The 25,121-nt window shown below is 69.4% G+C and carries 24 protein-coding genes and 1 pseudogene; 15 read left to right on the top strand and 10 right to left on the bottom strand.

What is annotated here, in order from left to right:
• Positions 1-175 precede the first annotated feature (175 nt).
• Positions 176-1,627: a Glu/Leu/Phe/Val dehydrogenase dimerization domain-containing protein gene (locus I004_RS33420; protein ID WP_051344938.1), complete on the top strand. Its 1,452-nt coding sequence runs from the start codon at positions 176-178 to the stop codon at positions 1,625-1,627.
• 147 nt (positions 1,628-1,774) lie between these two features.
• Here the strand turns inward: I004_RS33420 and pgl are convergent, their stop codons facing one another.
• Genes pgl through tkt form a run of 5 tightly spaced genes read right to left on the bottom strand, consistent with a single transcriptional unit; the run spans position 1,775 to position 8,453 of the window.
• A complete protein-coding gene (pgl, locus tag I004_RS0111345) occupies positions 1,775-2,527 on the bottom strand; it encodes a 6-phosphogluconolactonase (protein ID WP_051344967.1) in 753 nt (250 codons plus the stop codon).
• A 41-nt stretch (positions 2,528-2,568) separates the two neighbouring features.
• On the bottom strand, positions 2,569-3,657 hold the full coding sequence (gene opcA, locus I004_RS0111340; RefSeq protein ID WP_028435593.1) for a glucose-6-phosphate dehydrogenase assembly protein OpcA: 1,089 nt from the start codon (positions 3,655-3,657) through the stop codon (positions 2,569-2,571).
• Positions 3,654-5,180: a glucose-6-phosphate dehydrogenase gene (gene zwf / locus I004_RS0111335; RefSeq protein ID WP_028435592.1), complete on the bottom strand. Its 1,527-nt coding sequence runs from the start codon at positions 5,178-5,180 to the stop codon at positions 3,654-3,656. The genes opcA and zwf overlap by 4 nt, the downstream gene beginning before the upstream one ends.
• A gap of 5 nt (positions 5,181-5,185) precedes the next feature.
• A complete protein-coding gene (tal, locus tag I004_RS0111330; protein WP_028435591.1) occupies positions 5,186-6,328 on the bottom strand; it encodes a transaldolase in 1,143 nt (380 codons plus the stop codon).
• 49 nt (positions 6,329-6,377) lie between these two features.
• A complete protein-coding gene (gene tkt / locus I004_RS0111325) occupies positions 6,378-8,453 on the bottom strand; it encodes a transketolase (RefSeq protein WP_028435590.1) in 2,076 nt (691 codons plus the stop codon).
• Positions 8,454-8,807: 354 nt separating this feature from the next.
• Between tkt and I004_RS0111320 the strand changes: the two genes are divergently transcribed.
• The gene (locus I004_RS0111320; RefSeq protein ID WP_028435589.1) at positions 8,808-9,749 is read left to right on the top strand and encodes a heme o synthase; all 942 of its coding nucleotides are present in this window, start codon (positions 8,808-8,810) and stop codon (positions 9,747-9,749) included.
• Positions 9,750-9,949: 200 nt separating this feature from the next.
• On the opposite strand, the gene I004_RS0111315 is transcribed toward I004_RS0111320, so the two are convergent.
• Positions 9,950-10,276 carry a hypothetical protein gene (locus I004_RS0111315; RefSeq protein WP_028435588.1) on the bottom strand — a complete coding sequence of 109 codons (327 nt, stop codon included), beginning with the start codon at positions 10,274-10,276 and terminating at the stop codon, positions 9,950-9,952.
• Between the two features lie 135 nt (positions 10,277-10,411).
• Here I004_RS0111315 and I004_RS0111310 point away from each other — a divergent pair, with 135 nt between their 5' ends.
• On the top strand, positions 10,412-10,762 hold the full coding sequence (locus I004_RS0111310) for a VOC family protein (protein ID WP_028435587.1): 351 nt from the start codon (positions 10,412-10,414) through the stop codon (positions 10,760-10,762).
• A gap of 90 nt (positions 10,763-10,852) precedes the next feature.
• On the opposite strand, the gene I004_RS33415 is transcribed toward I004_RS0111310, so the two are convergent.
• The 3 genes from I004_RS33415 to I004_RS0111295 all read right to left on the bottom strand — a co-directional run bounded on the left by I004_RS33415 (position 10,853) and on the right by I004_RS0111295 (position 13,730).
• Positions 10,853-11,953, bottom strand: a complete 1,101-nt coding sequence (locus I004_RS33415; RefSeq protein ID WP_078511019.1) for a COX15/CtaA family protein — start codon at positions 11,951-11,953, stop codon at positions 10,853-10,855.
• 86 nt (positions 11,954-12,039) lie between these two features.
• A complete protein-coding gene (locus I004_RS0111300; RefSeq protein WP_028435586.1) occupies positions 12,040-12,807 on the bottom strand; it encodes an ABC transporter permease in 768 nt (255 codons plus the stop codon).
• A complete protein-coding gene (locus I004_RS0111295) occupies positions 12,804-13,730 on the bottom strand; it encodes an ABC transporter ATP-binding protein (protein ID WP_028435585.1) in 927 nt (308 codons plus the stop codon). The genes I004_RS0111300 and I004_RS0111295 overlap by 4 nt, the downstream gene beginning before the upstream one ends.
• A 189-nt stretch (positions 13,731-13,919) precedes the next feature.
• Between I004_RS0111295 and I004_RS33410 the strand changes: the two genes are divergently transcribed.
• The 11 genes from I004_RS33410 to dapD all read left to right on the top strand — a co-directional run bounded on the left by I004_RS33410 (position 13,920) and on the right by dapD (position 23,126).
• Entirely contained in the window at positions 13,920-14,924 is a 1,005-nt protein-coding gene (locus I004_RS33410) for a helix-turn-helix transcriptional regulator (protein ID WP_486579917.1), read from the top strand.
• Positions 14,921-16,342 carry a Fe-S cluster assembly protein SufB gene (gene sufB / locus I004_RS0111285; protein WP_028435584.1) on the top strand — a complete coding sequence of 474 codons (1,422 nt, stop codon included), beginning with the start codon at positions 14,921-14,923 and terminating at the stop codon, positions 16,340-16,342. The genes I004_RS33410 and sufB overlap by 4 nt, the downstream gene beginning before the upstream one ends.
• Before the next feature lie 101 nt (positions 16,343-16,443).
• A complete protein-coding gene (sufD, locus tag I004_RS0111280) occupies positions 16,444-17,652 on the top strand; it encodes a Fe-S cluster assembly protein SufD (RefSeq protein ID WP_028435583.1) in 1,209 nt (402 codons plus the stop codon).
• On the top strand, positions 17,649-17,987 hold the full coding sequence (locus I004_RS0111275; RefSeq protein ID WP_028435582.1) for a non-heme iron oxygenase ferredoxin subunit: 339 nt from the start codon (positions 17,649-17,651) through the stop codon (positions 17,985-17,987). Before sufD ends, I004_RS0111275 begins: the two co-directional genes overlap by 4 nt.
• Before the next feature lie 7 nt (positions 17,988-17,994).
• Positions 17,995-18,759 carry a Fe-S cluster assembly ATPase SufC gene (sufC, locus tag I004_RS0111270; protein ID WP_028435581.1) on the top strand — a complete coding sequence of 255 codons (765 nt, stop codon included), beginning with the start codon at positions 17,995-17,997 and terminating at the stop codon, positions 18,757-18,759.
• Between the two features lie 5 nt (positions 18,760-18,764).
• Positions 18,765-20,018 carry a cysteine desulfurase gene (locus I004_RS0111265; protein WP_106965329.1) on the top strand — a complete coding sequence of 418 codons (1,254 nt, stop codon included), beginning with the start codon at positions 18,765-18,767 and terminating at the stop codon, positions 20,016-20,018.
• Positions 20,019-20,062: 44 nt separating this feature from the next.
• Complete coding sequence (gene sufU, locus I004_RS0111260; protein WP_028435579.1) at positions 20,063-20,530, top strand: Fe-S cluster assembly sulfur transfer protein SufU; 468 nt, start codon at positions 20,063-20,065, stop codon at positions 20,528-20,530.
• Positions 20,527-20,856 carry a metal-sulfur cluster assembly factor gene (locus I004_RS0111255; RefSeq protein ID WP_028435578.1) on the top strand — a complete coding sequence of 110 codons (330 nt, stop codon included), beginning with the start codon at positions 20,527-20,529 and terminating at the stop codon, positions 20,854-20,856. Before sufU ends, I004_RS0111255 begins: the two co-directional genes overlap by 4 nt.
• A 266-nt stretch (positions 20,857-21,122) precedes the next feature.
• Positions 21,123-21,443: a DMT family transporter gene (locus I004_RS0111250; protein WP_028435577.1), complete on the top strand. Its 321-nt coding sequence runs from the start codon at positions 21,123-21,125 to the stop codon at positions 21,441-21,443.
• On the top strand, positions 21,443-22,042 hold the full coding sequence (locus I004_RS0111245) for a TetR family transcriptional regulator (protein ID WP_028435576.1): 600 nt from the start codon (positions 21,443-21,445) through the stop codon (positions 22,040-22,042). The genes I004_RS0111250 and I004_RS0111245 overlap by 1 nt, the downstream gene beginning before the upstream one ends.
• 76 nt (positions 22,043-22,118) lie before the next feature.
• On the top strand, positions 22,119-23,126 hold the full coding sequence (gene dapD, locus I004_RS0111240) for a 2,3,4,5-tetrahydropyridine-2,6-dicarboxylate N-succinyltransferase (RefSeq protein WP_028435575.1): 1,008 nt from the start codon (positions 22,119-22,121) through the stop codon (positions 23,124-23,126).
• Between the two features lie 49 nt (positions 23,127-23,175).
• Here dapD and I004_RS0111235 read toward each other — a convergent pair whose 3' ends face one another.
• Entirely contained in the window at positions 23,176-24,477 is a 1,302-nt protein-coding gene (locus I004_RS0111235) for an MFS transporter (RefSeq protein WP_028435574.1), read from the bottom strand.
• Between the two features lie 365 nt (positions 24,478-24,842).
• On the opposite strand from I004_RS0111235, the pseudogene I004_RS40245 reads away from it, so the two are divergent.
• Positions 24,843-25,100: pseudogene (locus tag I004_RS40245) on the top strand (aminoglycoside phosphotransferase family protein); the annotation flags it as partial.
• Positions 25,101-25,121: the final 21 nt, after the last annotated feature.

Here is a 25,121-nt window from a genome sequence, read left to right as displayed (position 1 = left end):
CTTCCTGCCCGTACGGTCGTCGATTGCCTGCGAGCGAGCCAAGCCGCTCGAATCAGCGGAAGAATTCCGCGAGTTCCCTGGGAATCAGCCCTGCCCTGGCCTTCCATGCCAGGACGGCTCCGAACGTGTACGTGCGAGTAAGTGCCTATCAGTGACCGGAAAGGGTGAGTGCCAAGTGACACATTCAGCTGTCGAGACGCCGCTGCAGGTTCTCGAGCATGAACCCTATCTGCAGGTCACATGGCGCGACACCAAGACTTCCGCTCGCGGTTTCGTCGTGATCGACGAGCTGGTGTGCGGTATCGCCACCGGTGGTCTGCGTATGCGGCCCGGCTGCACACTGAACGAGGTCGGTGAGCTCGCCCGGGAAATGACCCTGAAGATGGGCGCCTTCGGAATTCACGTCGGCGGCGCCAAGGGCGGAATCGACTTCGACCCTTCGGACCCGCGGGCCGAAGAAGTGCGGGAGCGGTTCCTGGAAGGCGTCCGGCCGCTGCTGGAACGCTTCTGGGTGACGGCGGGCGACCTGGGGACGGGGCAGGAACAGCTCAACCGCGCCTTCTCCCGTGTCGGCATCGGTGAGACCTCGTTCCACGCGGCCGTGGTCCGCTCCACGGACGAGGCCGAGGTGCGCGAGCGCATCCACCAGGCATTCACCGCGGAGACCGAGGGCCTGAAGCTGTCGGAGCTGATCGGCGGCTACGGCGTGGCCGAGGCCGCGCTGGCGGCCCTGGAGCACCGGGACATCCCCGCCGGGACGGCCCGCGCGGTCGTGCAGGGCTTCGGTGCGATGGGCGGATCCACGGCGCTCTACCTCGAGCACGCCGGGGTGAAGGTCGTCGGGATCACGGATGCCCAGGGCATGATCCTCAACGAGTCCCGCGGCCTCGACGTGGAGCTCCTGCTGTCCGCGCGGACGACCAGCGGCATCATCGACCGCTCCGTACTGCGCGAGGACGACGTGGAACGTCCCGGCGACGAGTGGCTGGGCCTGGACGTGGACGTGCTGGTGCCCGCTGCCGTCGGCCACACGATCACCGCGGACAACTGCGACCGGATCCGGGGCAAGTTCGTGGTGGAGGCGGCGAACGTGCCGACGACTCCCGAGGCCGAGCAGCTTCTGCTGGAGCGCGGGGTCACGGTGATCCCCGACTTCATCGCCAACACCGGTGCCGCCGCTGGGGCCTGGTGGGTCATCCTCGGCGAGGTGGTCAGCCCGTCCGGTGCGTGCATCCGGCTGTCGGAGCAGATCCGTCCGCTGGTCCGCGACCTCATGTACCGGGCCGACGGGTCCGCGCTGTCGGTGCGGACCGAGGGGATCCTGTTCGCGAAGGAGAACTCGCAGCGCATGATCGACGAGTACGGCGGAGCGGTGGCGTTCCGTGACCTCTTCCCCGACATGGGGCAGGAGCAGTACCTCGCCGACGGCGACGCGGAGCCGGCGGTCGAGCTCGAGACCGTCGCGGACATCGCCGAGACCGTCGTCCACCCGCCGAACGGTGTCGCCTTCCCGGCGTCGTCCGATCTGGCCGACCCCTCCCTGGTGGAAACCGGACGGCGGCCGGCCGCAGCGTTCCCGGCGTACTGGCCGGGGCCTGCCGACGAGGCGGCCGACGGCCAGGCCTGAGCCCGCAGCGCGCACGAATGACGGTGCCCTTGTGACCGGAACTCTCCGGTCACAAGGCACCGTCGCGTCGGTTGAGGAACACCGGGCGGCTGCGCTTCTTCCGGTCCGTCGTGACCGGCGGAGACAGCCGGTGGCGGCTCCCCCGCTTCAGGAACGCGCGGACGGCGGCAGGAGACCGCTCGGCAGCTTCGCCGCTGCCGCCTCGTCGAGGAGCCAGAGCGTTCCGTCGCGGCCGCGCGCACCCGCGGCGGGGGCTTGGGGTGCCTGTGACTCGTCTGTCTCCGACAAGGCGCGAGCCACCGCCTGAGCCTTGTCCTCGCCTGCCGCCAGGAGCCACACCTCACGTGCCGCCCGGATCGCGGGCAGCGTGAGCGAGATGCGTACGGGCGGCGGCTTCGGCGAGTCGGACACGCCGACGACCGTGCGCTCCGTCTCCCGGACTCCGGGGTGCCCCGGGAAGAGCGAGGCCACATGCGTGTCGGGACCGACGCCCAGCAGCAGCACGTCGAAAGAGGGGACGCGCCCTTGGTCCTCCGGGCCTGCTGCTGCGGCGAGTTCGGACTCGTACGCTCCGGCCGCGGCCTCCACGTCGTTGCCGTACGCTCCGTCGGACGCAGCCATCGGGTGGACGCGGGCGGGGTCGAGCGGCACGGAGTCGAGCAGGGCGTCACGCGCCTGAGTGACGTTGCGCTCCGGATGGCCCTCGGGGAGGAACCGCTCGTCGCCCCACCACACGTCCAGCCGGGAGAAGTCGACGGAGCCGCGGGAGGGCGAGGAGGCCAGCGCGGCGAGCAGCCCGTTGCCGTTGCGCCCGCCTGTCAGCACCACCGAGGCGCTTCCGCGTGCCGACTGTGCTTCGGTCACCCGGGCGACGAGCCGTTCCGCCGCCGCGCGGGCCATCTCGTCCTTGTCGCCATGCACGAAGACCCGGGCGGCGGGGCTCACTTCTTCGCCGCCCTCTTCGCGGTGGACCTGGCCGCCTTCTTCGCAGCCGCGGGCTGTTTCGCCGACTCCTCCTCCGCCTGCGACTGCGTCTGCTTGCGGCTGCGGCTGCCGCTGCCGCCACCGTTTCCGCCGGTCCGCGTTCCGGAGCTCCTGCCTTTGCCCTTGCCGCGCTCCTTCGTGCCGGACTGCACGGCCGACGCGTACGCCTCGTCCGGGTCCAGGCGGCGCAGCTCCTCCGCGATCAGCTCGGACATGCCACGCCGGTGCAGCGCCACATGCCGGTCCGGCTGTCCCGGTACGGCCAGTTCGGCGAGCGAGCCGTCCGCGCGGTCCAGGCAGATCGAGCCGTCGGCGGTCTCCATCCGTACGGCCGTGATGCCGGGGCCCTCGGTGACCTTGCGTTCGACGGACACCCGCAGTCGCTCGGACAGCCACATCCCGAGCAGCTCCGCCGAGGGGTTGTGCCCCTCGCCCTCGACCACGGCGGAGCGCACCTTCAGGGACTGCTGGTCCAGACCCGCCGCGAGCACGCTGCGCCAGGGCGTCAGCCTTGTCCACGACAGGTCGGTGTCGCCGGGCGCGTACGTCTCGCCGCGCAGCTTCAGCTCGCCGACCGGGTCCTCCGCGGCGGCGGCGTCGGTGATCCTCCGCTGTGCCAGGGTGCCGAGCTTGTCGTCGGAGGGATGCTCCGGGGCGTCGTCCGGCCACCAGACCACGACGGGCGCGTCCGGCAGCAGCAGCGGCAGCACGACGCTGTAGGCGTGCGAGGCCAACTCGCCGTGCAGGCGCAGCAGTACGGTCTCTCCCGTACCGGAGTCGCTGCCCACCCGCACCTCGGCGTCGAGCCTGGCCATTGCGCGGTCACGCGGCGAGCGGCCGGGACGGCGGATGACCACGAGGATGCGCGAGGGGTGTTCCTTCGACGCCTCGCTCGCTGCCTTCAGAGCGTCGTAGTGGTTGCCCTCGTCGGTGACGATCACCAGCGTGAGCACCATGCCGACGGCGGGGGAGCCGATCGAGCGCCGTGCCTGGACGAGGGTGGTGTTGATCTGGCTGGAATTGGTGTCCGTGAGGTCGATGTTCATGGCCGGCGCCAGCTCCGTCCGTCGCGTGCGAGCATCTGGTCGGCGCCCTGGGGACCCCAGGTGCCGGCCGCGTACTGCTCGGGCCTGCCGTGCTTCTCCCAGTAGTGCTCGACGGGGTCGAGGATCTCCCAGGACCGCTCGACCTCCTGGTGCCTCGGGAAGAGATTCGCGTCGCCGAGCAGGACGTCGAGCAGCAGGCGCTCGTACGCCTCGGGGCTGGACTCGGTGAAGGACTCGCCGTACGCGAAGTCCATCGTCACGTCGCGGATCTCCATCTGCGTGCCGGGCACCTTCGAGCCGAACCGGATGGTGATGCCCTCGTCCGGCTGTACGCGGATGACCAGGGCGTTCTGGCCGAGTTCCTGGGTGTCGGTCGCGTCGAAGGGGGAGTGCGGCGCGCGCTGGAAGACGACCGCGATCTCGGTGACGCGCCGGCCCAGGCGCTTGCCCGTGCGCAGATAGAACGGCACTCCGGCCCAGCGGCGGTTGTCGATCTCCAGACGCATGGCCGCGAAGGTGTCGGTCTTCGACTTCGGGTCGATGCCCTCCTCCTCCAGATAGCCGCGCACCTTCAGGCCGCCCTGCCAGCCGGCCGTGTACTGGCCGCGCACCGTGTGCTTGCCCAGATCGTTCGGCAGCCGCACCGCGTTGAGCACCTTGAGCTTCTCGGTGAGCAGGGCCTTGGCGCCGAAGGAGGCGGGCTCCTCCATGGCCGTGAGCGCCAGCAGCTGCAGCAGGTGGTTCTGGATCACGTCGCGGGCCGAGCCGATGCCGTCGTAGTAGCCGGCGCGGCCGCCGATGCCGATGTCCTCGGCCATGGTGATCTGCACATGGTCGACGTAACTGCGGTTCCACAGCGGCTCGAACATCGTGTTGGCGAAGCGCAGCGCCAGGATGTTCTGGACGGTCTCCTTGCCCAGGTAGTGATCGATGCGGAAGACCTGGTCGGGGTGGAAGACATCGTGCACGATCGCGTTCAGCTGCTGGGCGCTGGGCAGATCGCGCCCGAAGGGCTTCTCGATGACCGCGCGGCGCCACGAGCCTTCGGCGCTCTCCGAGAGGCCGTGCTTCTTCAGCTGCGAGACCACGGTGGGGAAGAACTTCGGCGGCACAGAGAGGTAGAAGGCGAAGTTGCCGCCCGTGCCACGGGACTTGTCCAGCTCCTCGATCGTCGACTTGAGGGTGCTGAAGGCCTCGTCGTCGTCGAAGACACCGGGCACGAAGCGCATGCCTTGCGACAGCTGCTCCCAGACCTCCTCGCGGAACGGCGTCCGCGCGTGCTCCTTGACGGACTCGTGCACGACCTGGGCGAAGTCCTCGTGCTCCCAGTCCCGGCGGGCGAAGCCGACGAGGGAGAAGCCCGGCGGGAGCAGACCACGGTTCGCGAGGTCGTAAACGGCAGGCATCAGCTTTTTACGTGACAAATCACCCGTGACGCCGAAAATAACCAGTCCGGACGGTCCCGCGATGCGCGGGAGCCGCCGGTCCAGTGCGTCACGCAGCGGGTTGGCTGCGTCGGTCAACTTCCTTACGCCTCCTTCGGCGTGAGGCGCTTGAGTTCCGCCTCGGTGGAAGACAGCAGTTCGTTCCAGGACGCCTCGAACTTCTCCACGCCCTCGTCCTCCAGGACCTGCACGACGTCGTCGTAGGAGATGCCCTGGGAGGCGACCGAGTCGAGGACCGCCTGGGCGTCCGCGTAGCTGGTGCGCACGGTGTCGCCCGTGATCTCGCCGTGGTCGTCGGTGGCCTTCAAGGTGGCCTCCGGCATGGTGTTGACCGTGTTCGGGGCGACCAGCTCCGTGACGTAGAGGGTGTCCGGGAGCGTCGGGTCCTTCACGCCCGTCGAGGCCCACAGCGGGCGCTGGCTGTTGGCGCCGGCGCGCTCCAGGGCCTTCCAGCGCTCCGGAGGCTCGGCCGACCCGTCGGCGGGGCCGAAGACCTGCTCGTAAGCCTGGTAGGCGAGGCGGGCGTTGGCGATGGCGGACTTGCCCTTGAGCTCCTTGGCCTCCTCGGTGCCGACGGCGTCCAGCCGCTTGTCGATCTCGGTGTCCACGCGGGAGACGAAGAAGGACGCGACGGAGTGGATCGTCGAGAGGTCCATGCCCAGAGCCTTGGCCTTCTCCAGCCCCGCCTGGAAGGCGTCCATGACCTCGCGGTACCGCTCCAGCGAGAAGATCAGCGTGACGTTGACGCTGATGCCCTTCCCGATGGTCTCGGTGATGGCGGGCAGGCCGGCCTTTGTCGCCGGGATCTTGATGAAGGTGTTGGGGCGGTCCACCAGCCAGGCCAGCTGACGCGCCTCGGCGACGGTCGGCTTGGTCTTGTGCGCCAGGCGCGGGTCGACCTCGATGGAGACCCGGCCGTCCTTGCCGCCGGTGGCGTCGAAGACCGGACGCAGCACGTCCGCGGCGTCCCGCACATCGGCGGTGGTGATCATGCGCAGCGCCTCCTCGACCGTGACGCCGCGGGAGGCGAGGTCGGAGACCTGCTGGTCGTACTTGTCGTCGGAAGAGATGGCCTTCTGGAAGATCGTCGGGTTCGTCGTGACGCCCACCACGTGCTGCTCGTCGATGAGTTCGCTCAGGTTGCCCGACGTGATCCGGTGACGGGACAGGTCATCCAGCCAGATCGCGACGCCTTCGTCGGAGAGGCGCTTGAGAGCGTCTGTCATGGGAATTACATCTCCTGCTTGTCGTAGCTTTCTGTACGTGTCGGGGGCGTCAGCGGGACGCGGCTTCGAGTGACTCCCGTGCGGCAGTGACGACCGCCTCGGCAGTGAGGCCGAACTCCCGGTAGAGCGTCTTGTAGTCGGCGGAGGCGCCGTAGTGCTCCAGCGAGACGATCCGCCCCGCGTCACCGACGTACCGGTGCCAGGTCAGACCGACGGCCGCTTCGACCGCCACCCGTGCCCGCACGGTCGGCAGCAGCACGGTGTCCTTGTACGCCTGGTCCTGCTCCTCGAACCACTCGACGGACGGCATGGACACGACCCGCGTACGCACACCCTCCGCCTGGAGGACGTCGCGGGCCTCGACGGCCAGCTGCACTTCGGAGCCCGTGCCGATGAGGATCACCTGCGGCTCGCCGCCGTCGGCCTCGAACATCACGTAACCGCCCATGGCGGCCTCGGGGTTGGGCTCGTAGGTCGGCACGTTCTGCCGGGTCAGCGCCAGGCCGTGCGGCGCGGGCTTGTCGGCGTGGCGGCGCAGGACCTCGGCCCAGGCGATCGCCGTCTCGTTCGCGTCGGCCGGACGGACGATGTTCAGGCCCGGGATGGCGCGCAGAGCGGGCAGCTGCTCGACGGGCTGGTGTGTCGGGCCGTCCTCGCCGAGACCGATCGAGTCGTGCGTCCACACGTACGTCACGGGCGCCTTCATCAGCGCCGCGAGACGCACCGCCGGACGCATGTAGTCCGAGAAGGTCAGGAAGGTCCCGCCGTAGACGCGAGTGTTGCCGTGCAGCGCGATGCCGTTCATGGTCGCGCCCATCGAGTGCTCGCGGATCCCGAAGTGCACCGTGCGGCCGTAACGGTCCGCGCCCGGCAGCGGGTTGCCCTCCGGAAGGAAGGAACTCTCCTCGAACGAGGTGTTGTTGGAGCCGGCCAGGTCGGCCGAACCGCCCCACAGCTCCGGGATCTTCGGGCCGAGCGCCTTGAGTACGGCGCCCGAGGCCTTCCGGGTGGCCATGTCCTTGCCCGCCTCGAAAGAGGGCACTGCCTTCTCCCAGCCGTCGGGCAGGTCGCCGGCGCGGATGCGGTCGAACTCGGCGGCACGCTCGGGGTTCGCCGAACGCCACTCGGCGAACTGCTTGTCCCAGGCGGTGCGCGCCTCGCGGCCCCGGTCCCACGCGTTGCGCGTGTGCTCCAGCACGTCCGTGCCGACCTGGAAGTGCTGCTCGGGGTCGAAGCCGAGGACCTTCTTGGTCTTGGCGACTTCTTCCTCGCCGAGCGCGGCACCGTGAGCAGCCCCTGTGTTCTGAGCATCGGGCGCGGGCCAGGCGATGATCGAGCGCACGGCGATGAAGGACGGACGGGAGGTCTCGGCCCTCGCCGCCTTGAACGCCTTGTAGAGGGCCTTGGGGTCGAGGTCGCCGTTGGGCAGCTGGTCGACGCGCTGCACGTGCCAGCCGTATGCCTCGTACCGCTTCACCACGTCCTCGGAGAAGGCCGTCTCCGTGTCGCCCTCGATGGAGATGTGGTTGTCGTCCCACATCACGACGAGGTTGCCCAGCTTCTGATGGCCCGCGAGGGAGGAGGCCTCGCCCGAGACGCCTTCCTGGAGGTCGCCGTCGCTGGCGAACGTCCAGATGGTGTGATCGAAGGGCGATTCGCCGGCGGGCGCCTCCGGGTCGTAGAGGCCGCGTTCGTAGCGGGCCGCCATCGCCATGCCCACGGCGTTGGCGACGCCTTGGCCCAGCGGGCCGGTCGTCGTCTCGACGCCCACGGTGTGCCCGTGTTCGGGGTGGCCGGGCGTCTTGCTCTCCCACGTGCGGAAGCTCTTGAGGTCGTCCAGCTCGAGGCCGTAACCGGCGAGGTAGAGCTGGATGTAGAGCGTCAGGCTGGAGTGGCCGACGGAGAGTACGAACCGGTCACGGCCCGACCAATCGGGGTCGGACGGGTCGTGACGCATCAGCTTCTGGAAGACCAGGTAGGCCGCCGGTGCGAGTGCCATCGCCGTGCCGGGGTGGCCGTTGCCGACCTTCTGCACGGAATCCATGGCCAGAACCCGGACGGTGTCGACAGCCCGCTGGTCCAGATCGGTCCATTCGAGGTCTGCGGTGGTCGGCTTCGTGCTCACCCTGAGTCAGGGCTCCTCTCCACAAGTCGGTGACCGGTGCCGTTGCGCTCACCGGCGGTGTCGAGCGTACCCCTGTGCTACACGCATCTCTTCCGGGTGCTCACCAACGGCGCACCGACAGTTGTGGGAACAACACGCGTTGCGCCGCGATTCCCTGCGCAAGGCGGCGAGCCGCTCCTCGCGCGGCGTAGCGGAGCATCCGGCGGCGACTCCGCGCGGGCGGTGCGGCAGCAGCGTCGTGAGACCCCCCGCGCAAGGCGCATACCGGCGCGGTCTAAAGTGGCGTGGTACGCGCGAGCCTTACGGAACGTGCACCGTTCCCGCTCGCATTTCATGTATTGATCAGGGGTGTTCGTGACGGCCGTCGGATCCCGTCCTGCGGGGGTGCTCGAGACCAGCACCGTGGACCGGTCGTTCTCTGCCCGGCTCAAGGCGTACGTCGCGCTGACCAAGCCCCGCATCATCGAACTGCTCCTCATCACCACGATCCCGGTGATGTTCCTCGCCGCCCAGGGCGTGCCGGACCTCCTGCTCGTGCTGACGACGTGCGTCGGCGGATACCTGTCCGCCGGCGGCGCCAACGCGCTGAACATGTACGTCGACCGGGACATCGACGCGCAGATGCACCGCACCGAGAGCCGCCCCCTCGTGACGGGCGTCCTCACCCCGCGCGAGGGCCTCGTCTTCGGGCTGAGCCTGGCGGTCGTCTCCACGCTGTGGTTCGGACTGCTCGTCAACTGGCTCTCGGCGGCGCTCTCCCTGGGCGCGCTGCTCTTCTACGTGCTCCTCTACACGATGGTGCTCAAGCGGCGCACCTCGCAGAACATCGTGTGGGGCGGCATCGCGGGTTGCATGCCGGTCCTGATCGGCTGGTCCTCGGTGACGAACGACGTCAGCTGGGCCGCCGTCATCCTCTTCCTCGTCATGTTCTTCTGGACGCCGCCGCACTACTGGCCGCTGTCGATGAAGGTGCGCGAGGACTACGCGCGCGTCGGCGTGCCGATGCTCCCGGTCGTCGCGACGAACAGAGTGGTCGCGCGCCAGATCGTGCTCTACAGCTGGGTGATGGTCGCGGTCTCGCTGCTGCTGTGGCCGCTGGGCTACGTCGGCTGGTTCTACACCGGGGTCGCCCTGGTCTCCGGCGGCTGGTGGCTCTGGGAGGCACACGCGCTGCTGGCGCGCGCCAAGTCCGGGGCGACAGGCGCGAAGCTGAAGGAGATGCGCCTCTTCCACTGGTCGATCACATACGTCTCGCTGCTCTTCGTAGCGGTCGCGATCGATCCGTTCCTGCGCTGACTGCCGCGCGTCCCGCTGATTCCCAGGCGTCCTGCTCTGATTCCCGTACCGGCTCCCTTGCCGCGGGGGCACTCACGGGTACGCGATGCTCCGGACCCGGCCGCACCGGCACCCTCGTGCATGAGTGAGGGCCCGGACCAGTGACGGTGGTCCGGGCCCTCACCGTTCCCCGGCGGAACGTGTGTGGTGAGTGCGCCGTGTCAGGCGCGGGCGGTGCTGCCGCTGGGGCCTCCGAGCTGGATGCCCGCCATGCGGCTCCACTCGTAGGGGCCGGTCTTCACCTTGTCGGCCATCTCGCCGGCGAAGGACTCGTTCACGGTGATGCCCGCCTGCTCCGTGGCCTTCCGGGCGGTCTCCACCGAGGGCGCCATCAGATCGCCCCAGGTCCCGTCGGCACCGACGAGCGAGATACGGGCGCCCGCCTGTCCCACGTAGGCGATCTGCCCTTCAGCGCTGCCGCCGTGCCGCTGCGCGAACGCGGTGATCTCCTTGGCGAGCCTGGCCGCCCGCTTGCTGCTGTCTGCCATACCTCGATGCTACCGGCGGGTAGTCGGTGCGGCCACAGCGTCTGCGGGTGCGAGACCCATGCCACACGGGCCGCGTCGTGATTCTGGACACCCAGCGGCGCCTCCGTTGTCAGTGGCGGCGCCTAGGGTCACGGCATGATCAATGGTGGACACGTCATCATCTACAGCCGCGACGCGGAGGCCGACCGCGCCTTCTTCCGCGACGTACTGGAATACCCGCACGTGGACGCCGGGGGCGGCTGGCTGATCTTCAAGCTGCCTCCCGCGGAGATCGCCGTACATCCCGCCGACGGTCCCGGTGCGCACGAGTTCTACTTCATGTGCGACGACGTCGACGCGACCGTGGCCGAACTCACGGCCAAGGGCGTCGAGTTCACCCAGCCGGTCACCGACGCCGGCTGGGGGCGCCTCACGAGGTTCCGGCTGCCGGGAGGCGGCGAGGCAGGCATGTACGAACCGAGGCACGAGCGGGCCACGGAGCTCTGAGGCCACTGGCCGCTGTGCACTGGCCGGTCGCCGGGCAGGGGTCGGGTCCGGCCAGAGGGCCGCGCGCCCGACTTGGGACAGGGGATCCGGTCAGCGGGGCTGGGTGACGGTGGCGGTCCGGTCCGGCTCGTCGTCCGCCGCGGCCGGGCCGGGAATCAGGGCCTCCTGTGGACGGCTCGGGGCCTCGCCGGACTGCTTCTCGGCGACGTCGGTCGCCCGCGCAACGGGGGTGACGCCCGGCGGCAGTCCGCGCTCGCGCAGCGACATCAGCAGCCGCAGGGCCGCGATCCACACCAGCGCCGCGCCGAACAGGTGCAGCCCGACGAGCACTTCGGGCAGCTCGGTGAAGTACTGCACGTAGCCGATGACACCCTGCGCCAGCAGGACCGTCAGAAACTCACGGGTGCGCTGCCGCGGGCCCGACGGGGCGTCGAACGCGCGCAGCAGGAGCCACACCGCCAGCGTCAGTGCGACCACGATCCATGCCAGGGCGGCGTGCACCTGTGTGGCCGTCTCCGGATCGACGGGCATCCGAGGCACCTTGCTGCTGTCGCCCGCGTGCGGCCCCGAGCCCGTGACGACGGTGCCGGCCGCCACCAGCAGGGCGGCCGTGACGGTCAGCGCCCGCACCAGCTTCCTCACCGTGGTGCCCGCGAGCGGATGCGGCTCCGTGTCACCCTCACCGGCACGCAGCCAGGTCAGGGTGGCGACGGTGAGAAGCCCGGTGGCCAGAAGGAAGTGCCCCGCGACCGTGTACGGGTTGAGCCCTGTCAGCACGGTGACGCCGCCGATGACGGCGTTGCCCATCACGAGCCAGAACTGCGACCAGGCCAGGCGGCTGAGGCCGCGTCGCCGCGGCCTCGCGGCGCGCGTCGCGACGATGGCCCAGCCGACGGCGGCGCTCAGCACGTACGTCAGCATGCGGTTGCCGAACTCGATCGCCCCGTGCACGCCCATCTCGGACGTGGCGTACAGGCTGTCGCTGCTGCACTTGGGCCAGGTGTCGCAGCCCAGTCCGGAGCTGGTCAGCCGCACGGCGCCGCCGGTCACGATGATGACGACGCTCATCACGAGCGCCGAGAGGGCGGCGCGCCTGACCGTGGCAGGTGCGGGCGTCCAGCGCTTGGAGATGTACGCGATCGGGTTGCGTACGAGTTCGAACAGGCTCGGCACGAGATGCACGGCAGACATCGTACGGGTGAGCTTGTGCGCGCATTCACGAGGGGCCCCTGAGGCCTCAGGACGGGCCTCGGGCGGTACGACGCCGGTGGGTGCGCTCACTCCCACTTGAAGAAGCGTGCTGCGGCGCCCGTTCCCGCCACGGCCCAGACGGCCAGCACGCCCAGGTTCTCCCAGGGAACGCCGGCCCCGTGCTGGAGCACGTCTCGCAGACCGCCCGACAGCGCGGAGATCGGCAGCAGCCCGAGGACGCCCTGCGCGGCCTCCGGGAACCGCTCCAGCGGCACGATGACGCCGCCGCCCACGAGCAGCAGGATGAAGACAAGATTCGCCGCGGCGAGGGTGGCCTCCGCACGCACGGTCCCCGCGAGCAGCAGTCCGAGACCCGAGAACGCGGCCGTCCCCAGGATCAGCAGCAGCGCCACCGCCGGCAGGCTCCCGTGAGGCGACCAGCCCAGCCCCAGCGCGGCCGCTGCCAGCAGCAGCACCTGCAGCACCTCGACGACCAGCACCGAGCAGGTCTTCGCCGCCATCAGTCCCCACCGGGGCAGCGGCGAGACGCCGAGCCGCTTGAGCACCCCGTAGCGGCGTTCGAACCCGGTGGCGATGGCCTGCCCGGTGAAGGCGGTCGAGAGCACGGCCAGCGCCAGGATGCCGGGGGTGAGGAAGTCGACGCGGGCGCCGCCGCCCAGCTCGACGATGTCGGCCGAGCTGAAGACCACGAGCAGCAGCGACGGGATGACGATGGTGAGCAGCAGCTGTTCGCCGTTGCGCAGCAGCATCCGGGTCTCGAGGGCGGTCTGGGCGCCGATCATGCGCCACAGGGGTGCCGCCCCGGGCGCGGGGGTGAAGGTGCCGGCGCTCACGAACGAAGCTCCTTGCCTGTGAGTTCGAGGAAGACGTCCTCGAGGGTGCGGCGCTCGACCGAGATGCGGTCGGGCATGACGCCGTGCTGCGCGCACCAGGAGGTGACCGTGGCCAGCAACTGCGGGTCGACGGTGCCGGTGACGCGGTAGCCGCCGGGGACGAGCTCGGCGGCGGCGGCGTTGTCGGGGAGTGCCTTGAGCAGTGAGGCCAGATCGAGGCCGGGGCGTCCCGTGAAGCGCAGGGAGTTCTCGGCGCCGCCGCGGCACAGCTCGTCGGGCGAGCCCTGGGCGACGATGCGGCCGCCGTCGATGATGACGACGTCGTCGGCGAGCTCCTCGGCCTCATCCATGTGGTGCGTCGTGAGTACGACGGTGACGCCGTCGTTGCGCAGCGACCGCACCAGCTCCCATGTGGCGCGGCGCGCCTGCGGGTCGAGCCCGGCGGTCGGCTCGTCGAGGAAGACCAGTTCGGGGCGTCCCACGACGGCCATGGCCAGCGAGAGCCGCTGCTGCTGCCCGCCCGAGAGGCGCCGGTAGGGCGTGCGGCCGCAGCTGTCCAGTCCGAGGGTGTCGACGAGCGCGTCGGTGTCCAGGGGATTCGCGTACAGGCCGGCCATGTGGGCCAGCATCTCCTCGGCGCGCGCCCCTGAGTACACGCCTCCGCTCTGCAGCATGACGCCGATGCGGGGGCGCAGCTGCGACGCCTGGGCGACCGGGTCGAGCCCGAGGACCCGGACCGTTCCGCCGTCCGGTCTGAGGTAGCCCTCACACGTCTCGACCGTTGTGGTCTTCCCCGCGCCGTTGGGCCCGAGGAGCGCCGTGACCGTGCCGTGCGGGATGGACAGGCCCAGACCGTCGACTGCCGTCTTGCTGCCGTACCGCTTCACCAGGCCCACGACCTCGAGGGCCCCACCGCTTCCCATATGGGGGAGTCTAGGGATTCCCAAGTGCCTTCCGTGGCCGGGGGTTGAGATGCGTTACAGACCCCGGGGCGAGGCGCGCGGAGCCTGGGCCGTAAGTGATGAGTAAGGGTCCCCTTACGTGACGCAGGCCATCCAGCCAGGTCAGGACGCGGCTTGCCGTGTCCCGAAGAATTACGCAACAATGGCGTTGTGAAAAAGACGGCTGAGGGACACGAGACGCGATCGGCGGCCGGAGCGGCCGCCGACGGCCCGTTCGTGTCCGGTCCGGCCGGCCAGTCCGGGGCCCCCGGAGGCCATGACGAGCAGCACGGTACGCGCAACAGGGTGGCCCGATCGATCCTCGACCACGGGCCGTCCACCGCCGCGGAGCTGGCGCTGCGCCTGGAACTCACCCAGGCGGCCGTCCGCCGCCACCTCGACTCGCTCGTAGGAGAAGGAGTCGTCGAGCCGCGTGAGAAGCGGGTCTACGGCTCGCGAGGCAGGGGCCGGCCCGCCAAGGTCTTCGCGCTCACCGACTGCGGCCGGGACGCCTTCGAACAGGACTACGACAATCTGGCTGCTGACGCCCTGCGCTGGATAGCGCGGAGTGCCGGCGGCGGAGAGCGCGGCGACGCCGCAGTGGCGGACTTCGCGCGCGCCCGCGTGGCCGCACAGGCCGAGCAGTACAGACGCGAACTGGAGCGTGTGCCGCCCGAGGAGCGCACACGGGCGCTGGCCGAGGCACTGACCAAGGACGGGTACGCTGCCACTGCGCGCAGTGCGCCCGCCTCCGCCGGGGGCACGGCCGCCGGCGAGCAGCTCTGCCAGCACCACTGCCCGGTGGCGCACACCGCGGAGCAGTTCCCGCAGCTGTGCGAGGCGGAGACGGAGGTCTTCTCCCGCCTGCTCGGCACGCACGTCCAGCGGCTGGCGACGATCGCCCACGGCGACGGGGTGTGCACGACCTTCGTCCCGCAGGGCCATCCCCTGCCTCCGGCGCGGAGACCCGGCGGGTCTTCCGCGGGTGGACACCGAGGCGGATCCCCGTCGCAGCCCCGGAACGTCACAGAGACCAGCAGCACGATCACCGGCAGCCCAGCCGGTGAGGCCCCGAGCAAGACGAGCAAGAACGCAAGCAAGACCGACAACAGCAGGACCAAGGCGAGCAACGCCACCACCGCACCTGCGAACACCGCCGGGAGGAACCCCGCATGACCTCTCCTACGGAGACTGCTCACCCGGAGCTTGAGGGACTGGGCAAGTACGAGTACGGCTGGGCCGACTCCGACACGGCCGGTGCCACCGCGAAGCGTGGCCTCTCCGACGAGGTCGTCCGCGACATCTCGGGCAAGAAGAACGAGCCGGAGTGGATGCTCAAGCTCCGCCTCAAGGGGCACAGGCTCTTCGAGAAGAAGCCGATGCCGAACTGGGGCTCGGACCTGTCGGGCATCGACTTCGACAACATCAAGTACTTCGTGCGCTCCACGGAGAAGCAGGCCCAGACCTGGGACGACCTGCCCGAGGACATCAAGAACACCTACGACAAGCTCGGCATCCCCGAGGCGGAGAAGCAGCGTCTCGTCGCCGGTGTCGCGGCGCAGTACGAGTCCGAGGTCGTCTACCACCAGATCCGTGAGGACCTGGAGCAGCAGGGTGTCCTCTTCCTGGACACCGACACGGCGCTGCGCGAGCACCCGGAGATCTTCCAGGAGCACTTCGGCACCGTCATCCCGCCCGGTGACAACAAGTTCGCCGCGCTCAACACCGCGGTGTGGTCGGGCGGTTCGTTCATCTACGTGCCGCCGGGCGTGCACGTCGACATCCCGCTCCAGGCCTACTTCCGCATCAACACCGAGAACATGGGCCAGTTCGAGCGGACGCTGATCATCGTCGACGAGAACGCCTACGTGCACTACGTCGAGGGCTGCACGGCTCCGATCTACGACTCGGACTCGCTGCACTCCGCCGTCGTCGAGATCATCGTCAAGAAGGGCGGCCGCTGCCGCTACACGACGATCCAGAACTGGTCGAACAACGTCTACAACCTGGTCACCAAGCGTGCGGTGGCCTACGAGGGCGCGACCATGGAGTGGGTCGACGGCAACCTCGGCTCGAAGGTCACCATGAAGTACCCGGCCGTCTACCTAATGGGCGAGCACGCCAAGGGCGAGACGCTCTCGGTCGCCTTCGCGGGTGAGGGCCAGCACCAGGACGCCGGCGCGAAGATGGTCCACATGGCGCCGCGCACGTCCTCCAACATCGTCTCCAAGTCGGTGGCCCGCAGCGGTGGCCGTACGTCCTACCGCGGTCTGATCGAGATCGCCGAGGGCGCCGAGGGGTCGAAGTCCAACGTGCTGTGCGACGCGCTGCTCGTGGACACGATCTCCCGGTCGGACACCTATCCGTACGTCGACGTCCGCGAGGACGACGTGACGATGGGCCACGAGGCCACGGTCTCCAAGGTCAGCGACGACCAGCTCTTCTACCTGATGAGCCGGGGTCTGTCCGAGGACGAGGCGATGGCGATGATCGTCCGCGGCTTCGTCGAGCCCATCGCGAAGGAGCTCCCCATGGAGTACGCGCTGGAGCTCAACAGGCTCATCGAGCTGCAGATGGAGGGTGCGGTCGGCTGACGCCGGCCCCGCGGCCCGCACCGCAAGCGACTTGACCCCAGGCAGCTTCCGCAGAGTCCCTTCGAGGCTTCCGATCCCAGAGAGTGAGCAACACGAGCGCCATGGCTGAGGCTCAGAACTCCCCCAAGGACGTCGTCCAAGGGGGACCCCCGCCGGTCGGTTCGAACACCGCCGGATCTATTGCGGTGGCAGCTGAGTCCACCGTCGCCACCCGGATGAGTGCACCGCCCTCCTTCGACGTGGCGGACTTCCCCGTGCCGCACGGCAGGGAGGAGGAGTGGCGCTTCACACCGATCGAGCGGCTCAAGGGGCTGCACGACGGTACGGCCGAGGCGTCGGGTTCGCTCAAGGTCGAGGTCGACGCGCCGGAGGGCGTGACGGTCGAGACCGTCGGACGCGACGACTCACGGGTCGGCCGGGCGGGCAAGCCGGTCGACCGGGTCGCCGCGCAGGCGTTCTCCTCCTTCGAGAAGGCCGCGGTCGTCACCGTGCCCAAGGAGGCCGTACTGAAGGAGCCGGTGCGGGTCTCCCTGCACGGTGAGGGCGGCGTCAGCTACGGGCACACGGTCTTCGAGGTGAAGGAGTTCGCCGAGGCGGTCATCGTCATCGACCACACCGGCGACGCGGTGCGGGCCGCCAACGTCGAGTTCGTCGTCGGCGACGGCGCCAAGCTGACCGTCGTGTCCGTGCAGGACTGGGACGATTCGGCCGTCCACTGCTCCCAGCACAACGCGCTGGTGGGCAGGGACGCCACCTTCAAGTCGGTCGTCGTCACCTTCGGCGGTGACGTCGTCCGTCTCCACCCTCGCGTCAACTACGCGGGCCCGGGCGGAGAGGCCGAGTTCTACGGCCTGTTCTTCACGGACAACGGACAGCACCAGGAGCACCGCCTCTTCGTCGACCACGACAGGCCCAACTGCCGCAGCAACGTGGTCTACAAGGGCGCCCTCCAGGGCGCGGAGGCGCATGCGGTGTGGATCGGCGACGTGCTGATCCGCGCGGCCGCCACCGGCACCGACACATACGAGCTGAACCGCAACCTCGTCCTGACGGACGGCGCGCGGGTCGACTCGGTGCCCAACCTCGAGATCGAGACCGGTGAGATCGTGGGGGCCGGTCACGCCTCGGCCACCGGCCGGTTCGACGACGAGCAGCTGTTCTACCTCCAGGCCCGGGGCATCCCGGAGCAGGAGGCGCGGCGGCTGGTCGTGCGGGGCTTCTTCGCCGAACTCGTCCAGCAGATCGGTCTGCCGGACGTGGAGAAGCGCCTCATCGAGAAGATCGAGGCGGAGCTGGAGGCGTCCGTATGAGCGGCGAAGGCTTCGTGCGCGTCGCGGCACTCGGCGAGCTGGAGGAGGACACCCCCAAGAGGGTGGAACTCGAAGGCGTGCCGGTGGCCCTCGTCCACACGGAGGGAGAGGTGTTCGCGGTCAACGACATCTGCTCGCACGCGAACGTCTCACTGTCCGAGGGCGAGGTCGAGGACTGCCAGATCGAGTGCTGGCTGCACGGCTCCAGTTTCGACCTGCGCACGGGCAAGCCCTCGGGCCTGCCAGCTACCCGGCCCATCCCCGTATACCCCGTACGAATCGAAGGCGACGGCCCCGATGCGGCCGTGCTCGTCTCCGTCACACAGGAGTCCTGAAGTCCCCATGGCAACGCTTGAGATCAACGACCTGCACGTCTCCGTCGACACCGAGAACGGTCCGAACGAGATCCTGCGCGGAGTCGACCTGACTGTGAAGCAGGGCGAGACGCACGCGATCATGGGGCCGAACGGTTCCGGCAAGTCCACGCTCGCCTACTCCCTCGCGGGTCACCCCAAGTACGCGATCACCGGCGGCTCGGTGAAGCTGGACGGCGAGGACGTCCTCGAGATGGCCCCGGACGAGCGCGCCCGCGCCGGCGTCTTCCTCGCCATGCAGTACCCGGTCGAGGTGCCCGGTGTCTCCGTCTCCAACTTCCTGCGCACGTCGGCGACGGCGCTGCGCGGCGAGGCCCCCAAGCTGAGGCTCTGGGTGAAGGAGGTCAAGGAGGCCATGGAGCGCCTCCAGATCGACCCGTCCTTCGCCGAGCGGAACGTCAACGAGGGCTTCTCCGGCGGTGAGAAGAAGCGGCACGAGATCCTCCAGCTGGAGCTTCTCAAGCCGAAGATCGCGATCCTCGACGAGACCGACTCCGGCCTCGACGTGGACGCGCTGCGGGTAGTCTCCGAAGGCGTCAACCGCGTCCGTGAGAACGGCGAGGTCGGCACCATGCTGATCACCCACTACACGCGCATCCTGCGCTACATCAAGCCCGACCACGTGCACGTCTTCGCCAAGGGCCGGATCGCCGAGTCCGGCGGCCCGGAGCTGGCCGACAAGCTGGAGGAAGAGGGCTACGAGGCATACGTGAAGGGGGGCGCCGCTTCGTGAGCAAGGTGACGCTTCCGGGTCTGCTCGACACCGAGGCGATCCGCAAGGACTTCCCCATCCTGGACCGCACGGTCCACGGCGGGCAGAAGCTCGTGTACCTGGACAACGCGGCGACGTCGCAGAAGCCGCGCCAGGTGCTGGACGCGATGAGCGACTACAACGAGCGGCACAACGCCAACGTCCACCGCGGCGTCCACGTCCTGGCCGAGGAGGCCACGGCGCTGTACGAGGGTGCGCGCGACAAGGTCGCGGCGTTCATCAACGCGCCCAGCCGTGACGAGGTGGTCTTCACCAAGAACGCCTCGGAGTCGCTCAACCTCGTGGCCAACATGCTGGGCTGGGCGGACGAGCCCTACCGGGTGGAGCACGACACCGAGATCGTCATCACGGAGATGGAGCACCACTCCAACATCGTTCCCTGGCAGCTGCTTTCGCAGCGCACGGGCGCGAAGCTGAAGTGGTTCGGCCTCACCGACGACGGCCGGCTGGACCTGTCCGCGATCGACGAGGTCATCACCGAGAAGACCAAGGTCGTCTCCTTCACCCTCGTCTCCAACATCATGGGCACCATCAACCCGGTCGACGCCATCGTCCGGCGCGCCCAGGAGGTCGGCGCCCTCGTCGTCGTGGACGCCTCGCAGGCGGCGCCGCACATGGTGCTGGACGTGCAGGCGATCCAGGCCGACTTCGTCGCCTTCACCGGGCACAAGATGTGCGGTCCGACGGGCATCGGCGTGCTGTGGGGACGGCAGGAGCTGCTGGACGACCTGCCGCCCTTCCTGGGCGGCGGCGAGATGATCGAGACGGTCACGATGCACTCGTCGACCTACGCGCCCGCCCCGCACAAGTTCGAGGCGGGGACGCCTCCGATCGCGCAGGCGGTCGGTCTCGGCGCCGCGGTCGACTACCTCTCGTCCATCGGCATGGACCGCATCCAGGAGCACGAGCACGCGCTGACCGCGTACGCCGTGGACAGGCTGAGCCAGATCCCCGACCTGCGCTTCATCGGTCCCACGACGGCCGAGGACAGGGGCGCGGCGATCTCCTTCACCCTCGGGGACATCCACCCGCACGACGTGGGCCAGGTCCTCGACGAGCAGGGCATCGCCGTCCGCGTCGGACACCACTGCGCACGGCCCGTCTGTCTGCGGTACGGAATTCCTGCGACCACGCGGGCGTCGTTCTATCTGTACTCCATGCCGGCCGAGGTGGATGCCTTGGCCGAGGGCGTGGAACACGTACGGAACTTCTTCGCCTAGGACGACGGGCGCGGCCGCAGAGGACTGGACGGACGGACTGACTCGTGAAGCTGGACTCCATGTACCAGGAAGTGATCCTGGACCACTACAAGAACCCCCACGGCAAGGGCCTGCGGGAGGGCGACGCGGAGGTGCACCACGTCAACCCCACGTGCGGTGACGAGATCACCCTGCGTGTGCGCTACGACGGGGAGACGATCCGCGACGTCAGCTACGAGGGCCAGGGCTGCTCCATCAGCCAGGCCAGCGCCTCGGTGCTCAACGAGCTGCTGGTCGGCAAGGAGCTCGGCCAGGCGCGGACCATCCAGGAGACCTTTCTGGAGCTGATGCAGTCCAGGGGACAGGTCGAGCCTGACGACGCCATGGAGGACGTGCTGGAGGACGCCGTCGCTTTCGCCGGGGTCTCGAAGTACCCGGCGCGCGTCAAGTGTGCTCTGCTGAGCTGGATGGCATGGAAGGACGCCACCGCCCAGGCGCTGGGCGAGGACTCGGTAAAGGAGAAGACCGCATGACCGAGACCACCGCGAAGCCCGCGAGCGAGGACGAGGTCCGTGAGGCTCTGCTCGACGTGGTCGACCCGGAGCTGGGCATCGACGTCGTCAACCTGGGCCTGATCTACGGGGTCCACATCGACGATTCGAACATCGCCACGATCGACATGACGCTCACGTCGGCGGCCTGTCCGCTCACGGACGTCATCGAGGACCAGGCGAAGTCCGCCACCGAAGGCATCGTCGACGAGCTGAAGATCAACTGGGTCTGGATGCCCCCGTGGGGCCCGGACAAGATCACCGACGACGGCCGCGAGCAGCTGCGGGCGCTGGGCTTCAACGTCTGAGCGCGGCTCACGCAGCCGCCGTCATCGGCACGCGATTCGTGTGCGTCACGGCCATGCCGCCAGGACCCTGGCGGCATGGCCGTTTCTTTGCCCCAGATCATCGTCGACGCCCACGATCTGCCGGGTCTGGCCCCCAGTGGCCGACCCCGAGAGCAACGAGTTCTGCGTGCTGCGGCCGCGCAGGAACCTGGTGGAATTCGCGGACTGAGCGACTCGCGAGGAAATGTCGTGTACGAGCGTACACATCGTTGTGTACGCTCGTACGCATGGTCTATCTGACGCTCGGTGGAGCGATCCTGGCCGAGGTCCTGGGCACGACCGCGATGAAGTACAGCGACGGCTTCAGCAGACTGTGGCCCTCGGTGATCACCGCCCTCGGCTACCTCGTGGCCTTCGCCCTCCTCGCACAGACGCTGAAGTCGATGGCCGTCGGCACCGCCTATGCGATCTGGGCCGGTGCCGGCACCGCCGCCATCGCCGCGATCGGCATCGTCTTCATCGGCGAGTCCGTCACGGCGGCGAAGATCATCGGCATCGTGCTCGTCATCGCGGGAGTGGTGGTGCTCAACCTCGGGGGGATCCACTGATGGCACGCCGGTACGACCCCGAGCGGCGCGAGCGCATCATCGACGCCGCCATCCGGATCGTCGAGATGAAGGGCATCGGTGCACTCAGCCACCGCACCGTCGCCGCCGAGGCCGGTGTGCCGCTCGGGTCGACCACGTACCACTTCGCCGGCCTCGACGACCTGCTGGTCGCCTCCCTCGAGCAGGTCTGCAGCGGGCCTCGCAGCGCCATGAAGGACTGGGAGGGGGCGCTGTCGGCGGAGGCGCCGTCCGTCGATCACGGCCTGGGGGAGAGGGCGCCCGAGCCGGGGAACCGCAGACCCCTCGCCGATGTGCTCACAGGACTGCTGGAGGAGTACGCGCGCGGGGCCAGCGGGCGTATCCGCCTGGAGTACGAGCTCTATCTCGCGGCGCTGCGGCGCCCGGCTCTCCAGCCGGTGGCCGCCGCCTGGCTGGACGAGATGGTCGAGGTCATCGGCAGACACACCGACGAGGTCGCCACGGCCCGCGCGCTGGTCGCCCTGATCGACGGCCTGCTGCTGCAACTTCTGCTGACCGACAGGCCGTTCGACCGGGACGCCGTCCGGTCGGCCCTCGCGCGCGTCACCGGCGAGACCTGAGGCGTCAGCGGGGTGCGTCTTCCGTGGGCTGAGACCGGTTGGCCCTGCCCGTGCGAGGGCCGATAACGTGCCCGGCATGACGCAAGCAGCCAGCACAGCCCGCACGACCGGCGCCGTCGGCGTCGGGCTCGCCACGATCTCCCGCGGAAGCGACGGCGAAGAGACCGTTCTCGACACCTGGTTCCCCTCCCCCGAGCTCGTCGGGGAGCCCGACGGGCCGGCCGGGAGCGAGCGCCTGAGCCCGGAGCGCGCCGCCGAGGCCCTGGGCGAGTCTGCGCCGAAGGCGCTCGGCGCCGACCCGGTGCGCGGTGTCGAGATCGTGGCCGTGCGTACGGTCATCGGCTCGCTCGACGACAAGCCGGCCGACACCCACGACGTGTATCTGCGGCTGCATCTGCTCAGCCACCGCCTCGTGCGTCCCCACGGGCTGAACCTGGAGGGCCAGTTCGGGCTGCTCGCCAATGTCGCCTGGACGAACCTCGGCCCCGTCGCCGTCGACCGGCTGGAGCAGGTGCGGCTGGCAGCGCGGGCCGCGGGCAAGCACCTGAGCGTCACCAGCGTGGACAAGTTCCCGCGCATGACGGACTACGTGGCGCCGAAGGGTGTGCGCATCGCCGACGCCGACCGTGCCCGGCTCGGGGCGCACCTGGCCGAGGGCACGACGGTCATGCACGAGGGCTTCATCAACTTCAACGCGGGCACGCTCGGGACGTCCATGGTGGAGGGCCGCATCAGCGCCGGCGTCGTCGTCGGCGACGGCTCCGACATCGGCGGCGGCGCCTCGATCATGGGTACGCTCTCGGGCGGCGGCAAGCAGACGATCTCCATCGGAGAGCGCTGCCTGCTCGGTGCCGAGGCCGGTATCGGCATCTCACTCGGCGACGACTGCATCGTCGAGGCGGGGCTGTACGTCACGGCCGGTACGCGGGTGTCCCTGCCCGACGGGAAGATCGTGAAGGCGCTGGAGCTCTCCGGCGCCGACAACCTGCTCTTCCGCCGCAACTCGACGACCGGAAGGGTCGAGGTCATCCAGCGCAGCGGATCGTGGGGCGGCCTGAACGAGGCGCTGCACAGCCACAACTGACCGCGGACGGCCCGCATCCGTCAGGGCGGGCAGGCAACTCGGCCCCTGATCAGCCAAGTTGATCGGGGGCCGTTGTCGTGGGTGCTGCCCGTCCCAGACGTGCGAGCGGGGACAAAGCCATCACGGCCGGGGACAGCATCATGCCTGCGGCCGTCACCAGGAGGCTGATGCGCATCCCCCACTCCTGTGCGAGGAATCCGCCGAGCACAGATCCGAGCGGCGTCAGCCCCATGCCGACAAACGTGATCGTCGCGGCGGCGCGGCCCTGCATTCCGGCCGGAGTGACGGCCTGCCGGACGGCCATGAGCGTGACGTTCACCAACTGGCTGCCGACACCGAAGACGAAGTTGATCGCCAGGAGCGCGGGGACCGTCACGCCAGATGCACTGTGCAGCGCGGGCACGCACAGGAACACGCCGTCGCCGACCACGGACGCGGATACGAGCACCGCGCCAGGTCCGAACCGGCTCGGCAGGCGGGCGGCCAGCATCGAGCCGAGGAGCGCGCCCGGCCCCGTCGCCGCAAGGGCCAGCCCGACGGTCGTGCCTGACAGATGCAGTTCCCGTGTCAGGAAGAGCAGATAGGCGGTCATCATGGCCGCGAAGGAGAGCTGGAAGGCGGCCGAGGCGAGGCACACGGTCCGCAGCAAGGTATCGCTGACGACAAAGCGGAGGCCTTCACGGATTCGCCGCCAGACCCAAGGGGGACGTTTCGAGCGCTCCGGGATCGACTCGCGGCGATGGATCTGTCGGATCGACAGGAACGACATCGTGAAAAGCAATGCACTGGAGGCGGCGGCGATCGGCGCCGACAGGAGTGACACCAACGTGCCCCCGAGGGCGGGACCACCGATCTGGGCGGCGGACCGGCTGCCTTCGAGCGCGCTGTTGCCCTGCACCAACTGATCGCGTCTCACCAGCCGTACGAGAGACGCCTGGTATGCCAGGTCGAAGAACACGGACAGGGTCCCGACGGCGAAGGCGACCACGAACAGCGCGGGCAGGCCGAGCCGGCCAAGGAGGCCGGCAACTGCCACGGCTCCCAGTGCCAGGGCCCGGCCGACGTCCGCCAGGACCATCACGGTGCGGGTCCGCCATCTGTCCACCCACGCGCCGACGAAGAGCGACAGCAACAGGATCGGCGCCTGCCCCACCGCGCGGAGGACGCCCAGCTCGCCGGCAGCGGCGTCGAGCGTCAGGACGGCGAAGAGCGGGAGGATCACCAGGCTTGCATGTTCGCCGAGTTGGGAGGCGGTCTGGCCCGCCCAGAGTCTGCGGAAGTCGTGGTCCCGCCACAGGCTTGACGGAACGGGCAGGCTGGAACCGGATTCAGCGGAGGAATCGGACGGCACGGAGACCCTTGGATTGCCGACAACGAGGCCCGGTACCCGGCGCACAACAGTGCACCGACGGTTCAGGCAGAGAAAGGCTCGCTGTGCCGCGCATCAAGGGCAGCACGCGATGACAGGCCGATCACGGCCCCACAACGTCAACGCGCGCTCGGACGACCGACCATTTCTGCAACTCCTCATGGGTCAACTCGCTGCACCCGACACTAACTCCCGGCGGATCGGTGCGAAAGGCGGTTCAGTACCGGGGCGGAGGGCGAAGTCCCCGTCCCGGCTCGTCGGCATGGAGTCGTCAGGGCGCACGTTGAACGCCCGCCAGTTGTCCGCGGCGGCCGCTGAGTTGTCCGTCCGCGTGCAAGGGCGAGGTCATGTGGTCCCGACTGCCGTTCGGGGGCGGGTTGCGGGCCGAGTTGGGCTCAACCGAGCGCTCGTGGCGCCTGGGCAGCAGTCCGCGCTCACGTGTGTGGCGCGTGCAGCTGGCCGGAGCACCGGTGGTGGTGAAGCAGATCGTCGGTGGTCCCGACGCCGATGAGCGGTACGCCCGCGAGGTGGCCGCGCTGCGCCTGGCCGCCCGGGCTGACACACCCGTGGTGCCCGCGCTGGATCCGCGAAAGCCCTCGGTACGTGCGCCGGGGACGCAACCGCCG

The sequence above is a fragment of the Streptomyces sp. TAA486 genome, assembly GCF_000426165.1.
The sequence above is the reverse complement of the archived record's forward strand: the minus strand, read 5'-3'. Positions and strand labels throughout refer to the sequence as shown.